The organism is Armatimonadota bacterium, from assembly GCA_016125185.1.
Classification (GTDB): domain Bacteria; phylum Armatimonadota; class Fimbriimonadia; order Fimbriimonadales; family Fimbriimonadaceae; genus Fimbriimonas.
Genome location: WGMG01000004.1, coordinates 156388 through 172204, shown reverse-complemented (window position 1 = coordinate 172204; position 15817 = coordinate 156388). Strand labels below are relative to the sequence as shown.

Here is a 15817-nt window from a genome sequence, read left to right as displayed (position 1 = left end):
ATCATTCTCTAGTAATGTAGCAGAGTTAGGTCGCTCACTGCGGAGCCTTCGGACCCGCCATGCGGAGCGGCTCCAGCCGCTTCTTGGCCGAGATGCCCGAGCCCTTTTCGACCCCGAACAGGTCGTATGGTTCGGCTTCGTTGACGGTCACGTCCACCATTTCGCCCGGCTTGGCCGTGCCCTTGAAGAACACCAGACCATCAATATCCGGCGCGTCGCGGTGCGACCGACCCACGAGCCAGCCCTGCTGTTCGTCTTCGACCAAAACCCGCAAATCGCGGTTCAGCCACGAGTCGTTGACCGCTTGCGAAATGCCTTGCTGAAGCGTCATCAGTCGGTCGAACCGCTGTTGCTTCACGCGTGGTGAAACCTGGTCGGGCATGTCGTGGCTGGGCGTGCCCGGCTCGCGCGAATACAAGAAGGCTCCTACGCGGTCCAGGTGCGCGTCCTTGACGAAGTCGCACAGGTAATCGAACTCTTCGTCAGTCTCGCCCGGGAATCCTACGATGAACGTTGTTCGGATCGCCACGTCCGGCATCGCCGCCCGCACCTTCTCCAGCAACTTCAGGTACCGCTCGCCTTCCCATGGCCGCTTCATTCGTCTCAGTGTCTCCGGGTGGGCGTGCTGGAGCGGGATGTCGATGTATTTCGCCACCTTGGGCAGGGTCGCCATCGCCTCGATGACCTCGTCGGTCAGGCGATTGGGATAGAAATAGAGGATGCGCACCCAGTCGATACCCTCGATGGCGTTGAGCTCGCGCAGTAGCTTTGGCAGGGTGAACTCCTTGTACAGATCGTAGCCGTACTGCGTGACGTCCTGGGCGATCAGGTTGATTTCCCGAACGCCGATTCGCGCCAAGTGCCGGGCTTCGGCCACCACTCGCTCAATCGGTTTGCTATCGTGCTTGCCGCGGAAGCTGGGGATGGTGCAGAACGTGCATTTGTGGTCGCACCCTTCGCTCACCTTCAGGTAGGCGCTCCACGGCTTTCCGCTCCTCGCTCGTGTCTCGACGTCGGCCCATCGGTGGTGAGGTGGAGCCACATCCACAAATCGCTCCTGCGAAGTCAAGGTCGTCTTGACGATCTCATCGAACCGCCCCATTTGACCGACGCCCACGTAAGCATCGGCTCCCGGCGCGAGCCGAATCAGGTCGGCACCCATACGCTGGGCCAGACATCCGGCCACGATGACCTTACCGGTCAGGCCCTTTTGCTTGTCCTTAATCGCCTGTTTGATTGCGTCGATGGACTCCCGCTTGGAAGCCTCCAGGAACCCACAGGTGTTGATAACGGTCACATCTGTTCGTTTGGAGACACCGTCGACGCTGTAGCCCGACTTCTGCAGGACACCCGCAATCTCTTCGCTATCGACGTCATTCTTCGCGCAGCCGAGCGTAACGATGCGGACTTTTCCTTCGGACATACCTTTATTATGGAAGATCGGCCCCGTGCCGGGCCCTAGCACTATGACCGGCACATTAGGACCAGGTCGGCATCAAAAAAGCCCCTCCGATGACTCGCAGGGGCTTCGATGAGGTTATTCGACGAACCTTACTTCTTCTTGCGTCGAAGCAGAGCAGCCGCGCCGATTGCGAGGGCGGCGATGCTTGCCGGCTCAGGAACGCTGTTGATACCCGTGAGCGAGAAGTCTGCGCCAGGGGCCGGATCGAAGTCGAACTTGACTGCATCAACGTCGCCGAGGCTTGCGGCATCGGACGTGAAGTCGAACATGTAGGTCTGCGGAGAAGCCGGGACGATGCCACCAGCGATGCCGAGCGTGCGTGTGTAGCTCGAAGCGCCGCCATTGGTGTAGATCGTCGCCGTCACGTTCTGCGCAATGTCGTTCGATCGGAACGTCATGCTCAAAAGCGGAGTCGAAGTCCAGTTGACGTTCAGTTCGTTAGACGCCGGAGAGGTAGAGCTCAGCGCATACCCATAGCCCAAGGTAAACGTCGTGTCCACGTCGGTGTCCGTGCTGACTTCGAGAATTCCCGGAGTCGTGATGACTCGAGTCTTCGCGTCGCCGACAAACGGATTGTCAGTAATCGTGAGCACGTCGTAGCGAATGCCACCCAGCGCGCTCGATGCCGAAGTCCAAGCGGAAACAGATCCGCTTGTGAACGAGCCGCTGTTATACGAACCCGTCATAAAGTCATCCACGGTACCCGCAAAAGCGGTTGCACCCAGCACAACGAAACCAGCTAAAAATAACCCTTTCATCAATAAACCTTGTCCGCCGCCACGCCGCAACGAACAAGATTGAGTATATGCCATGGCATGGACGTTTTGGGCCCAAATCCACTGGTAAATGTACTTGGTATAACCGATTCTTATCCAATTCTGTCGTTTATCGTACGATTCTCGGTGTGAAATCTGTCTCCGGTGTTACCGACCGGCAATAGGCGGCCATCAATTTGGCGCAATTCTCCACATCGGTCAGACTTAGTAATTCGACCGGTGTATGCATATACCGCAGCGGAACTCCCACGATTCCAACCGCCATTCCCGCCCGATTTAGCTGCATGGCATTACCATCCGTACCCGTCCCACCACCGGTCACGTCTACCTGATAAGGGATATCCGCGTTGTCGCAGGCGTCGAGAATCATTCGGAACACAATTGGGTTCGCATTCGCCCCACGCATCACCGACGGGCCCTTGCCCACATCGAGTTGGCCGTATTTGGTTTTGCTCACCGACGGATAGTCGATCGCGTGGTTGACGTCCACCGCCAATCCAGATTGCGCGTTGATCCAATAGCTGCTCGTGCGCGCACCGCGCAGACCGATCTCTTCTTGCACCGTCGCTACCGCGTACACGCCGACGCCCGGGTGCAGCCCGCCTTCTTCCTTCAGCATCCGCAACGCCTCGGCGACGATAAAACTACCCATTTTGTTGTCAAATCCACGGGCGGATGCTCGGTCGCCTTGGAGCATTTGGAATTCGTACTGATACGTCACCGGGTCGCCGAGCGACACCAATTTCTCCGCTTCTTCTTTCGAGGTACAGCCGATGTCGATCCAAAGGTCGTCGATCTCCGGTTTCTTCTTGCGCTCTTCATCCTTTAAGAGGTGGATCGCCTTGCGGCCAATGATGCCCGGGATGCGTTCTTTGCCGTGAACCCAAACTCGTTGCCCGACCGGGATGGCGCTATCGTGCCCGCCGATGGTGCTGAAGTAGAGCAAACCATCGTCGCCTATATAGTGAATGAGGAAGCCGATCTCGTCCATATGGCCGGCGAGCATGATCTTCATCTCGGCGTCGGGATTCAGAATCGCGGCCACGTTGCCGTGGACGTCGGTCTTGATGTCGTCGGCAAAAGCCTTGGTGTATTGGCGATAGACTTCGGCGGCGTACTCCTCGAAGCCAGAGGGGCTCGGAACGTTAACGATTGCCTTTAGAAACTCAAGTGACTCAGAACGCATCCGGCGAGATTACCCGCCCTCGCAAATGTTAAGGAGGCTAGGAGGCCGAGGAGCTTTCTCTAGTTCAAACGAGGATAATTTCGGGGTTTTCTTAACATTCTCTTAACGAATATTCAGTACGTTCATGGGCGTCAAGGACAATTAATAATGGGTCTTCTGCCAATGACAAACGAGACGAACATCGCTACGCGCAAGAGCAGTAAGCGAACGATTTTTGCTGGCTCCGCCGCTCTGGCCGCCATCGCCTTTGCCGCCGTGGCCATGACGGGTTGCGGCCCTTCGGACAGCGGATCGAACGCGACCTCGACCACCGGAGGAACGACGGCCAAGGGCACCGGCGAATCCGTCGCCCTCAACGGCGCAGGATCATCCTTCGTTTACCCGGCCATGAGCGCTTGGATTTTCCAATATCAGAAGGACAATCCAGGAATCACGATCAACTACCAGTCGGTCGGTTCCGGCGCGGGTATTGCCCAGTATAAGGCGGGCACGGTCGACTTCGGCGCGAGCGACGCTCCGCTCTCAGACAAGGAACTTGCTGACATGCCGTCTCCGACGGTCCAAATCCCGGTCGTCTCTGGCTGCGAAGTCCTCGCCTACAACCTTCCCGATGTGAAGGAAGGGCTCAAGCTCTCGTCCGACGTTCTCGCCGACATGTACCTCGGTAAGATCACGAAGTGGAACGATCCGAAGATCGCCAGCCAGAACCCTGAGCTGAAGCTTCCCGACACCGCGATCACCATCGCCCACCGATCGGATGGCTCCGGCACCACCTACGTCTTCACCGACTACCTCAGCGCCGTCTCGCCCGAGTGGAAGAGCGGCCCGGGTATGGGCAAGACGGTTAACTGGCCGGTCGGAATCGGCGGTAAGGGCAACGACGGCGTCGCTGGCCTCATCAAGCAGACTCCGGGCTGTATCGGCTACGTGGAACTCGCTTACGCCGTGCAGGCCAAGCTCACCTATGGACCGCTGAAGAACAAGAGCGGCGAGTACGTGATGCCGTCGGTCGAAAGCACCTCTGCTTCCGCGAACGCCGCAGCCGACGCCCTGAAAAAGGACATCCGAGTCTCAATCGTGGACGGCGCGAGCAAAGATGCCTACCCGATTTGCGGTATGACTTATGTTCTGATGTCGAAGGCATCGAAGGACAAGGCGAAGGCCAAAGCCACCCTCGACTTCATCGAGTGGGCTCTCGGCCCGGGTCAGAAGATGTCGGCTGGTTTGCAGTACGGCGCGCTTCCGGATTCGGTCGTCGAGCTGAACAAAACCGCTCTCTCCGAGGTTGACGTAGCATCCAAATAGATCGCAAAGACCCAGAGGTAAAGAAAATATCCGAGGCCGTGGTTAACACGGCCTCGTCTAGTCCTGACCGGTTCAAGAGCCGGGCGGGTTTCGCCCTTATTAAGGACCTGGCCTTCGAGCGCGCTTCCCTTCTGTTCGGCGTTCTCGTGGTCATCCTGATCGGCTGGATCGGCATCCGCCTGTTCCTCAACAGCAGTCTGACGCGTGGCCGATTCGGACTCTCGTTCCTCACCCACTCGGTTTGGGACGTGCCCCACCAAACCTACGGCGCTCTGCCGTTCATCTACGGCACGCTGGTTTCCTCCGCGCTAGCGATCCTCATCGCCCTGCCGCTCGGCGTCGGCTCGGCCCTCTTCCTCAGCGAAGTCGCCAAGCGTAAGTTCGCCACCCCAATTTCCTTCGTCATCGAACTCCTGGCCGCCATTCCCAGCATCATCTTCGGTCTGTGGGGCTTCCTCGTGCTGTGTCCATTCCTCAACACACACGTCAGCCCTTGGTTGAAAGACACCTTCGGTTCGAATCCGCTGTTTGGCGGGGCGCCGGTCCTCACCAACATGCTTGCCGCCGGCGTGATCCTCGCGATCATGATCCTGCCGGTCATCACCACGATTTCCCGCGAAGTCCTTCGCGCCGTTCCCGCCGGTCAACGCGAGGCCTCGCTTGCCCTTGGCGCTACCAAATGGGAAACCATCTGGCGAGTCGTCCTGCCCGAAGCCAAGGTCGGCATCACCGGTGCCGTCATCCTCGGCTTGGGCCGCGCTCTTGGCGAGACGATGGCCGTCGTGATGGTCATCGGCAACACGCCAAAGATCGCCGCGTCTATCCTCCAGCCGGGCTACACGATGCCCGCCTTGCTGGCCAACCAGTTTAACGAAGCCTACAACGACGACCTTCAGCGCTCTGCATTGCTGGAGATCGCCCTGATCCTGTTCGTCATCACCGTCATCGTCAACGGCTTCGCCCGCCTCCTCGTCCTCGTCACCACCAAACAGGTGAAGGGCGCAGCCACGAAGGAATCCAAGATGGCGGCGGCGCTTCGGTTCGCCGGCGAGCGCGGCGGCCCGATCCTGTTTGGGCTGTTCATCGTTGGCATCGTGCTTCTCCAGTTCGGCTCGGACCTCTCGGCTAATGGCATCAAGGGTCTGTTCCGACCCTTTGAACTGCTGACGCTGGCGTCGATTGCGGCGTATTTCGGATTTGGCCGAATCAAGAACTTCTTCAACAACGGTCCTTGGCGCAAGTTCGTCAACGTAACCTGGCAGGGACTCCTGTCGCTGAGCGCGCTCACCGCGTGCTTCGTACTGGGCGCACTGTTACTGTACGTCTGCTCGCACGGCCTCAAGGGGCTGAACATTCCGCTGTTCACCGAGCTTCCTCGACCGCCCGGAATGGAGGGCGGCGGCATGAAGAACGCCATCGTTGGAACTCTAATCCTAATCGCCATCGCCTCGGCGGTTGGCATCCCGGTTGGTCTGTTCGGCGGGGTTTACGTCGCGCTCTTCGGCAAAGGACGCATTTCGGGTGGCATCCGCTTTGCCGCCGACGTTCTGAACGGCATCCCCTCGGTGGTCATCGGCCTATTCGCCTACGCCGCGTTCGTGCTTCCGGCTCGCCACTTTTCGGCCTGGGCCGGTGGCCTTGCGTTGGCGATCATGATGATCCCGATCATCTTGCGAACAACGGACGAAATGCTCCGCTTGGTGCCCAAGGCGTACCTTGAAGGAGCGCTCGCCCTCGGCGCTCGGCGCTCGCAAGCCATCCGCTCGGTGGTGCTTCCCGCCGCTCGTAGCGGCATTGTGACCGGCATCATGCTGGCCATCGCTCGAATCGCGGGCGAAACCGCACCGCTGCTCTTTACCGCGTTTGGAAGCGACCAGTTGGTCACCAATCCGTCCCAGCCGATCTCGTCGCTGACGATGAAGATCTACCTGTACGCCATTTCGCCGTACGATAGCTGGGTCGATCAGGCGTGGGCGGCAGCCTTGGTCCTACTGATCATGACTCTCCTCTTCAATGTCACCGCCCGCGTGGCCAGCCGTAACCGCTTCGCCGCGAAATAGGGAGCGGAGAACGATTCTGGAAAGAGGAACGTAGAATGCCTGTAGCAAACAGGTCCTGGATTTAGATATGGCAAATCTCGACGCTCCGACGACATTGGTGGACATCCAAAGCACCAAAGACAACCGTAACATTTCGATCGACAAGGTCGGCGTGCGCAAGGTCAAATATCCGATGTCGGTTCGCGAACGAGACAACGGAACTCAGCGCACCGTTGGAGAATTCACCCTCACCGTTGACCTGCCCCACGACTTCAAGGGAACCCACATGAGCCGGTTCCTGGAAATCCTCGGCGAGCACAGCCGACTCGTCAGCGGCGAGACGATTCCCGAAATCCTGACGAAGCTCCGAGACCGACTCAAGGCCGAAACCGCCCATCTGGAGGTCAAATTCACCCTCTTCCGTGCCAAAGCCGCGCCGGTGACTGGCAAGGAAGGCATGATGGGCTACGAGTGCGGATTCGTCGCCGCGGGCGGAAAAACCGAGGACTTTTGGCTCCATCTGGTCGTGCCCGTCACCACCCTGTGCCCGTGCAGTAAGGAGATTTCCGAGTTTGGCGCCCACAACCAGCGCGGCTACGTCACCGTCAAGGTCAAGCCCGACGGCATGCTGTGGCTGGAGGACGTGATCGACATGATCGAGAAGGCGGGCTCCGCCCCGCTGTACCCGGTGCTCAAGCGCCCGGACGAGAAATTCGTGACTGAGCAGGCGTACCAGAATCCGCGCTTTGTGGAAGATATGGTGCGCGAGGTGGCGCTTGCGTTCGACGCCGACGACCGCATCGTGGCATACGAAATCGAGGTCGAAAACCACGAGTCGATCCACGACCATAACGCGTACGCATTCCTGGCCCGTAGCAAATAACGAATTGCCCTATAATAGAGGACGTGTCCGGGTCTTGGCAATCGGCTTATCGATGGGGTTTTGTCGCGTTCGCAACCATGATCCTGGGGGCCGTTTCGTTCTTTGTCATCCTCGCACACGGGTCGCTCCTTTCCATCCTGATTGGGATATTCATGTTGGTCTCGGTACCCAGGGCGTATCTGCTCCGAAAACGGATCGGACAGGACTGCGAGTTCGACGAGAGACTTGAGAAGTTCTGGGCCGATCACGGCAGCCCTCGGTTCTTTCTATCGGCTTACTTCATGGGGCCACGATTGATCTCGGTGGCCGCAAAGCCCCAATTAGTGACTCCCTCGTTCAGTGACTCCTCCCACGAAAAGTATCGTGCAGCTCTTCTTGCCAACATGACGGTGACAAGCATCGTGTCCGCCTTGTTCCCTTTCGGCGTCACGGCCATGTACGTGTTACTGAATTCTGCCATCCATCGCCCGTACCATTGGGACTCACTTTCCATTTTTTTGTGGTTGCTGCGTACATGTGGATTTCGAAATACTTCCGAACAAAACGAGAGCTTTCAAGGATGGCGTATTTTGACAAATGGGTTTCAATGGGTTGCCCACGCTCCTTCGAACCCAAGTAAATCCTTAATGCCCTATAATGGTAGGTAGTGTCGAAGTCGTGGCAGTCAGCTTATTCGCGGGGATTTGAAGCTATTGCAGTGTTGTCGATTTTGGGAATTATCGTTCTTCTCTTTGTCGGCATCCGAAGTCACTTGGGAGTTCTTTTGCCCGTCGTACTCGTCTATGCGATTTGGCAAACCGCAAAACTTCGGCAAACCTTCATGGAGCCGGAGAACGCCCAACAAGCGGAAGATCTTTGGATTGAGGCTAACCGCCCCCGTGTCTTTGCGATGCCATACCTTGCGGGATGCTTGCCAGCGTTGCTTCGACCCAAATCTGACGATCCCAACGATGCTCGGTACCGGAAACTTCTACAGTCGAAATTTTGGCTGTCCGTCATCGTATTTTTCACCGTGACGCCACTTCTTGGCTATTGGTTAATCCATCTGATTTCACAGGGCGCGAAACGAGCCATCCCTAACGACACGTACTCCTCCATGTTTGCCCTTTGCTTTTATTTCTGCCTCGTCCAATTTCGAAACATTCGAACCGAACTTTCCACGTTCAAGCACTATGACCGATGGGTCGCCCAGGGCTGTCCAAAGTCGGTCGATCTGTCATAGACCCCAATATTAACCTCATCTTCATGGGTCCGACGAACTTTTCCGGGGTACCTTCCGTAATCACCGTACACGGTAGGATAATAGCGACATGACGCCAGCTGAGCGACTACAAGAACTGATCGACGGGAAGAACCCCAAAATGATTCTCCGAATGCGAAGCGGGTTCGCCGTTCTCGCCGACAATCAGTTCCTGCCTGGGTATGCGCTCTTGTTGGCCTATCCCGAAATTGAGCAGTTGAACGAACTCGACGCCAAGCGTCGGTTCCTGTTCCTGGAAGACATGGCCCTCCTCGGCGAGGCCGTTCAGCGCGTCACCGAGTGTAGGCGCGTCAACTATGCGCTTTACGGCAACGTCGATCCGTTCCTACACGCCCACGTGTGGCCACGCTACGAGTGGGAAGTGCCCGAGTACGCAACCATCCCACCGCTCTCGTATCCCGAGGAGATTCGGTACCACGAGGACACCCTTTGGGACCCTGAACTTCACGGCGAAACTCAAGACCAACTACGGCGAGTCCTGCTTTCGATCATCGAGGATCACGGTCACCTCGAAACGATGCATCACTATCATTAGTCGGCAGTAAACAGTGTTCTCGGTTTACGGTTCACCGCTCTCTGAGTCCTGCTGCCTACGGTTTCGTTAACAAACGTCGCGCCGAGTCGCGTGCCAGAGGTAACGTGTCCCCATACAGAGTCCGACCATGAAGATTCAGCCAATTATCCTCGCCACGTGTCTCACAATTACCGCCACCGCTGGCCTTTATCAGGACGACGGCGACAAGAAAGCCGAAGACGTCTATAAAAACATCAAAGTCCTTAAGGGCATGCCGGCCAGCCAGGTCATCCCTTCAATGAAATTCATGTGCGCGTCCCTCAAGGTGGACTGCGAATACTGCCACAAGGAGGACGACTTCGCCAGCGACGCCGTCGAGGGTAAAGAAGCTGCGCGGCACATGATCGAGATGCAGAACGACATCAATGCCAAAAACTTCCGTGGCCGCACCCAAGTGACCTGCAATTCGTGCCACAACGGCAGCACGCACCCGAACAGCGTCCCGTCTTTGCCGGGTGTATCGCGGCGCACCATCGACCGGCAAGCGGCAACCGCAACTCCCGCCGACGTGCTGAAGAAGTATCAGACGGCGGTCGGCGACGGCCTCAAATCGGTCGAGTTTGACGGCACGGCGACCGGATTTGGACCTGATGGACCGGTTAAAGTCACACAGGGCGGTGCGGGTGAATTTGTGATGGAGATGGGTGGCCGAAAGTTTGGCTATGACGGCACAGCAACCTGGGTTCAGGTTGGCAGCGGAGCGGCCCAGGCACTCCCAGCCGAACAAGCCACTGAGGTCCAAAAGTTTGGCCAATTCTTCCGTGGCGAGCACGCGTTCGACAGCTTCGGAGAGCTGCGCTTCGCCGGTCGAGACAAAATCGACGGTAAGGAAGTGATCGTCCTTCGCACAGCCTCACGGACAGCCAAGACTTCAGCCGATCTGTACTTCGACTCGTCGACCGGATTGTTGACTCGATTGGCCACTTACACAACCACTCCGCTGGGCAGCATCCCAGAGTCGGTCGAATTCGGCGACTACCGAAAGGTGGGCGGCGCGATGGTACCTTTCATGATCACGCGACCGGGTGGCAAAGCTCCCATCGTTATGAAGTTTGTAAAGGCCACTGCGAACCCGAAACTAGCAGATAAGTTCTTCTCAATCCCGCCGAAATAGGCGACCCTCGCCAGAACGCATTGGTCCCCCGCGAACGTCTTAGCTATCGTGGGGGAGCGAACCAGCGGTTGGAAGCGGTGGCGTAGGCCGCTTATTGTCGGAACGAGTTCGGTTGGCATCATCGTTTGCCTTGGCATCATCGGGATGCAGGTAACTGGGGTTTTGCCCGCTGCCAAGCGATACAACAGCCTGGTTGAGGAGGCGAAAGCGTTTGGGATTCCGACTACGGCGCAAGAACTGGACGCAAGGATTCAACCTCCTGGCCCCGATGCGTTTCCAATCGTTTCCCAGCAACTAAAAGTCGTCGATCTCGCCATTGGCAACGACCGCTTCTACCCATTCGATCCAGTTAAGGACGACCCGACAAAGCCGTGGGACGCAAGGGCCAAAGCCGCCTATGAGAGGTCAAAGGCCGCCATCGCCGAACTGGAAAAGCTCTCGGTTCAGAACGCTTTCCGTCGCCCCGTTGGACCGTCGAGAATTCCCGAGCAACCGATTCATGACCGCACGATGGCCGCGCTTGAGTGCTACGCGTCATCCCTGGCGCTACACGGAGAAGAGTTGGAGGCTCGCAAGCTCTACCGCCTATTGGCTTTGCTGAACAAGTGGAAGGAGTCGGGTGCGGTCAGCTTTCGAGTCCTGGCGCTCCGAGAGGACGTCAAGCTGGTCGATCGCCTTTCGGCCCTTGCAACCTTGAAGAAGGATAGCCGGGAGCTCCCACTTGCGGTGGTCGATGTTTGCAAAATTGCGACTGCGGACCCCGTGGACTTTCGCCGCGTTTACTGGAACCAGCTTGTGATGTTTGTTACCCCCCTCGACCAAGACTCGGGCCCTCTGCAATTGAGCATGGTCAAGACGGACTACGGCCGGGCTGAGTTGGCTTTCCACTTGCCGTACGTCACACGTGCTACGCAGTCCGACCTATTACGCGCCTACCTAGAGGGGTATAAGATTGTGGAGAAGGACCCGGCGTCGGGGACCGCTTACACCGACTCCATCACGAAGGTGCAGAGCGAGATTGCGAAGGGGAATTCGCTGACCATGGCGATCATGAGAGAGCTTGCACCGCTCGACTTCGCCAAGGGCGCGGGAACCCTGTACCAGTCCCTTGCGAGCACCAAAGCCCGGTTCGAAAAGGAAGTAGAAGGGTGGAACGCCAAAAAGTAGACGGCTGGCAGAGGTGGAAAAAGCCCGTGACGATCGTCATCGTCGTGTTCACGGTGCTGGCGGGCATTCTGGCCATCGGTCTCTTGCAAACCGACCTGCCCGCCGCGGCCCGAGACTACGACAGGAACCGCGCGGCTGCCCAGAAGCAAGGGCTGTTTGTGACCGTCGAAGACGTCGAAAAGTCGATGGCGGTGCCTGATGCCGACAACGCAGCGATGGTCGTCGAACCCATTCTCGGTCTTCCCGAAAAGTTCGGCTGGGACGACCTTTCGAACTTGAATCCCGGCCGGATCGACGAGCATCGCGCCGAGTTCGACCGTGCCCTGACGGTCATTGAAGAAGCGAGCCGCCGTCCTCGCATGATCTTTCCCAAAGACTGGCGAAACCCCAACACCAGCAACGCTTATTCAGCCAGTTCAAGCGTGCCCGTCCAGCATTGGCTGAGAGTCTTCCTCAAGATGGCCAAGAGCGAATTCCTAGCCAACCGGCCAGAGACTGCGGGCCGCTATCTTCATGTCGCCGCCTACCTCGCGACCAGCTTAGACGACTGTCCGACCCTTCTCACCCAAATGCGAAGGGTGAATATGACGACTCCGATCAATGAACTGGTTCGAGAGATCATCGAACGTCACGGCCTCGATCCGCGGTGGCAGCGGGTGGCCAAAGAGACGCTCGCCCAGCTCGAAAAGCCCTATGACAGTCGCACCATGCTGGCGATCGAGCAGTGGATGGCGATCGATTTTTGTAGGACGTACATGGGCCCCGGTCCGCATCCTCCCCTGCCAGAAGGTTGGAACCCACCTAACGAGATCAAGTACGGACGGTTCCTGCCCATGTTTCAAACCGCCAACCTCTCGCGCCTGTATGAAGGTTACTCACTGGCGGCGAGCCACTTGCCGCAGGACCCTAACGACATCGCTGGCGTAGGAGACGCCCTCGACAAGTTGGTGAAGTTTGCCGCGAACGATGGGCTCAGCTATACGATCGTGGGTGCCTCCGCTACGGCTTTGACGGAAGCCGTGACGATGTATGCACGCGACATCGCCGAGCGAAATGTCTTGTCGCAAGCGATGGCAGCCATCGAAAAGCATGCGGACCTCACCAAGGGTCTGCCGCTGCCCGACCACCGGCAAGGCTTCGATGGTAAAGACCTGCTCTTGAAGTATTCCGGCGGATATTGGACAATCTACTCGTCTGCCACGCCCGTTTCGGGCACCGGCACTGCCTATCATGACTGGGAGATTCGTCTCCCGCAAACCCCGAAATAACCCATGGAGCACCAGGAAGTTACCGGAAAGAAGCGTTGGACGAAGGTTGTGATGGTCTTCGTGATCGTCGTCACCATCCTCGCGACCATCGTGGCGGTTGGCTTGAATAGGACCGACCTTCCCGAAGCCGCTCGAAGCCTCGACAAAAACCGCGAGGCCGCCGTGAAGCAGGGGCTTTTCATGTCCAACGACGATGTGCAAAAGTACCTGACGGTGGACGATGCTGACAATGGCGCAAGCCTCTTACAGCCGCTCCTCGAGCTACCGAAGAAGTACAAATGGGACGACTACGAAAAGCTGACCCCCGCGATGGTGACGGCCCATCAAGCCGAATTCGACGCGGCGCTCGCCAAGATCGAATTGGCAAGCACGAAGAAGCGAGTGGTCTATACACGCAACTGGACCAATCCTATTGACACTCTCTTTCCAGAGTACGCCAGCCTAAAGGCTTGGACGAAGTTACTATGCAAGATGACAGAGTTCGCCCGGGCCGACAACCAGCCCGAAAAGGCCAAGCGATACCTGCATGCCGCCGCGTTCGTTGCCACGACCGCCGACGACGAGGGTGTGCTGATCGCCATGCTCGTACGCATCGCCTGCCAATCGATTGTGGAAAGGGAGCTGAGAGAAGATGTTCAAGAACGTGGGGCCGACCCACGATGGCGAGATGCGATTGAATCGACATTGAAGGTGCTGGATCAACCATACGATTGGCACACGGCGATGGCGATGGAGCATTGGTTCGCGGTCTCCAGCGTCGACCTCGTGATCAAGAGTCCCGAGGCTTTTTATGATGGAATGGGCGGCGGCTCGGCTCCGTCGGAGTTGAAATATGGCCGATTTTTGCCGATGTTCAAGACCGCCAACCTTTCGAGAATCGAGGAATACTACAGCAAACTCGCCGCCAGGCTACCCAAGGACGCCAACGACTTCATGGCGGCCGAGAAGGCGTTCGATTCATTCGAGAGCGCGACTTCAAAGTCGGGCTTGAGTTACACGATCCTCAACCTCGTTGCACCGATCTTCACCCAGATTCCTCGGGCGGTTGGCAAGGAGATTGCCACCCGCGACGCCCTCTATCAAGCATGCGCGGCGTTGGATACTCACGCCGACCTCAGCAAAGGGCTACCTCTGAAGGATCATCGGATCGACCTGGACGGCAACGAGATACGCGTCAAGAAGAAGGGCGCGGAGTGGATTATCTATTCGATTGGGCCAAATGAGACCGACGAGGGCGGGCTCGACCAGCCGAAGAAGTCGTCAAGCAGCGTCGGGCGAAATTATGATTGGGTGATTCACCTTCCAAAGATGTAAAGTAACAACATGACGACCAAGTGGCGGCGCAGATGGGCGAGCGCGGGACGTGTGTCGCTGGTTGTGCTGGTTCTGCTTTTGGGTTCGGTGGTGATCGCCTACCAGTCCACCGATCTGCCTTCGGCGGCGGGTCAATACGAGCAAAACCGCCTCGATGCGGCCAATTTGGGTCTGCTGTTCACCCACGATCAGGTTCGTCAACTGTACCAAGTGCCTGCCGATGAGAATGGGGCGAGCCTGGTGCTTGCCGCAAAGATTCCGTCGGGATCGGGTCCGACAGTGGTGGCAGTGACGACCTTGGCCGACAAGGTTCGCGCCATCGAGCCCCAGCTTCAATCGCTGGAACAGGCAGTGCGGAAGAAGCACATTCTCTTTGATCACGATACCGACGATGCGCTATTCGTCGGGTCCAGCGGATCGAACCTGCGAAGCTGGATCAAGTACCTCACGGAGACGGCCGCACCGGCCATCGAGCAAGGGGACTTGGCGGTGACTCGCCGCCTGCTGATGATCGCGGCGGGGTTGGTGGCGCATTCGGACGAAGACAAGACTCGCTTAGCTCTGATGACCCGCGCCGAGGTGTCGCAGCAGATGGAAAACCAGATTCGGCTGATCATCGAACGGCACGGAATGGCACGAGAATGGACGGCGCTGGCGCGCGATTTAGCGCAATCACTGGACCGTCCGTACGACTTTCGGTCGGCTATCAACCTGGAGCATTACGCCAATGTGGAGTTCATCCGCGAACTGGAAGCAGACCCCTTTACGCTTCGACAAGCGTATCTTTCGCGCGAGTACCCTTGGCCAGTTCGGTACAGTAATTACCTTCCAAAGTTCTACAAAGCCGCACTTTCTCGCATCCACGCTCGATACCTGACGACGTATCGGGCGTTGCCGAGCGATCCGAACGATTTGGCGGGAGCGCGCAAGGCATGCTCGGCGGGTGACGACTATTTGACCCGCGAGGGCATCAGCTACGCGGGCCTGAAGACGTACGACGAGGAGTTTGGTCAGTTCCTCGCGGCACTGGAAAAGGAGGCAGCGATGCGCAACGCCGTGTTTATGGCCATCGCCAAGCTTGATGGGGCGTCGGACACGCGTCATGTGCTCGACATCGACGACAAACCGATTCGAGTTTTGGCAGATCGGGTGTATTCGATTTGGCAGGATGGGCACGACGACGGCGGGAAGCCGGTCGTGGATGGGCATGGTGACTGGGTGATCCGAATGCCAACTCGATAAGCTTGCTGTCTTCGCAGGCGGTCCCGACTCACTTCTTTCATGTCTCTTGCGGCGGGAATTTCGTGACCGCAGTGTCCCTCTATTCTCTTTGTGAGCGAGACGTGGGTGGGTCAATGTGTCTTTGTTGCGAAGCCATCCTGTCTACTGAAGACTTTTGAACCTCAGAACCTCTGATGTCAGATTCATACGTTTGCCGTAAGCCTCAGCGCTGAGGTAGCACTCGCGG

At 57.8% G+C, this 15817-nt stretch carries 14 protein-coding genes; 10 read left to right on the top strand and 4 right to left on the bottom strand.

The annotated features are described in order from the left end of the window. Positions 1-34: 34 nt before the first annotated feature. The 3 genes from rimO to GC165_06295 form a co-directional block, all read right to left on the bottom strand. A complete protein-coding gene (rimO, locus tag GC165_06305) occupies positions 35-1423 on the bottom strand; it encodes a 30S ribosomal protein S12 methylthiotransferase RimO (GenBank protein MBI1332473.1) in 1389 nt (462 codons plus the stop codon). A gap of 128 nt (positions 1424-1551) precedes the next feature. Then, on the bottom strand, positions 1552-2274 hold the full coding sequence (locus GC165_06300) for a PEP-CTERM sorting domain-containing protein (GenBank protein ID MBI1332472.1): 723 nt from the start codon (positions 2272-2274) through the stop codon (positions 1552-1554). Positions 2275-2347: 73 nt separating this feature from the next. After that, the gene (locus GC165_06295) at positions 2348-3424 is read right to left on the bottom strand and encodes a M20/M25/M40 family metallo-hydrolase (protein ID MBI1332471.1); all 1077 of its coding nucleotides are present in this window, start codon (positions 3422-3424) and stop codon (positions 2348-2350) included. 162 nt (positions 3425-3586) lie between these two features. Here GC165_06295 and pstS point away from each other — a divergent pair, with 162 nt between their 5' ends. From pstS to GC165_06280, 3 genes are all read left to right on the top strand, one after another. After that, positions 3587-4729 (top strand): phosphate ABC transporter substrate-binding protein PstS, encoded by a 1143-nt coding sequence (pstS, locus tag GC165_06290; GenBank protein ID MBI1332470.1) that lies wholly within the window; start codon positions 3587-3589, stop codon positions 4727-4729. 38 nt (positions 4730-4767) lie between these two features. Then, positions 4768-6789 (top strand): phosphate ABC transporter permease subunit PstC, encoded by a 2022-nt coding sequence (gene pstC, locus GC165_06285; GenBank protein MBI1332469.1) that lies wholly within the window; start codon positions 4768-4770, stop codon positions 6787-6789. Between the two features lie 67 nt (positions 6790-6856). Then, positions 6857-7651 (top strand): GTP cyclohydrolase I FolE2, encoded by a 795-nt coding sequence (locus GC165_06280; GenBank protein MBI1332468.1) that lies wholly within the window; start codon positions 6857-6859, stop codon positions 7649-7651. A gap of 274 nt (positions 7652-7925) precedes the next feature. Here the strand turns inward: GC165_06280 and GC165_06275 are convergent, their stop codons facing one another. After that, on the bottom strand, positions 7926-8111 hold the full coding sequence (locus GC165_06275; GenBank protein ID MBI1332467.1) for a hypothetical protein: 186 nt from the start codon (positions 8109-8111) through the stop codon (positions 7926-7928). A 186-nt stretch (positions 8112-8297) separates the two neighbouring features. Here GC165_06275 and GC165_06270 point away from each other — a divergent pair, with 186 nt between their 5' ends. From GC165_06270 to GC165_06240, 7 genes are all read left to right on the top strand, one after another. Next, entirely contained in the window at positions 8298-8873 is a 576-nt protein-coding gene (locus GC165_06270; GenBank protein ID MBI1332466.1) for a hypothetical protein, read from the top strand. An 88-nt stretch (positions 8874-8961) separates the two neighbouring features. Next, a complete protein-coding gene (locus GC165_06265; GenBank protein MBI1332465.1) occupies positions 8962-9447 on the top strand; it encodes a hypothetical protein in 486 nt (161 codons plus the stop codon). Between the two features lie 127 nt (positions 9448-9574). Beyond that, complete coding sequence (locus GC165_06260; GenBank protein ID MBI1332464.1) at positions 9575-10600, top strand: c-type cytochrome; 1026 nt, start codon at positions 9575-9577, stop codon at positions 10598-10600. 48 nt (positions 10601-10648) lie between these two features. Continuing rightward, the gene (locus tag GC165_06255; GenBank protein MBI1332463.1) at positions 10649-11767 is read left to right on the top strand and encodes a hypothetical protein; all 1119 of its coding nucleotides are present in this window, start codon (positions 10649-10651) and stop codon (positions 11765-11767) included. Next, entirely contained in the window at positions 11749-13035 is a 1287-nt protein-coding gene (locus GC165_06250; protein ID MBI1332462.1) for a hypothetical protein, read from the top strand. Before GC165_06255 ends, GC165_06250 begins: the two co-directional genes overlap by 19 nt. Before the next feature lie 3 nt (positions 13036-13038). After that, positions 13039-14349 carry a hypothetical protein gene (locus tag GC165_06245; protein ID MBI1332461.1) on the top strand — a complete coding sequence of 437 codons (1311 nt, stop codon included), beginning with the start codon at positions 13039-13041 and terminating at the stop codon, positions 14347-14349. A gap of 9 nt (positions 14350-14358) precedes the next feature. Next, complete coding sequence (locus GC165_06240; GenBank protein MBI1332460.1) at positions 14359-15591, top strand: hypothetical protein; 1233 nt, start codon at positions 14359-14361, stop codon at positions 15589-15591. Positions 15592-15817: the final 226 nt, after the last annotated feature.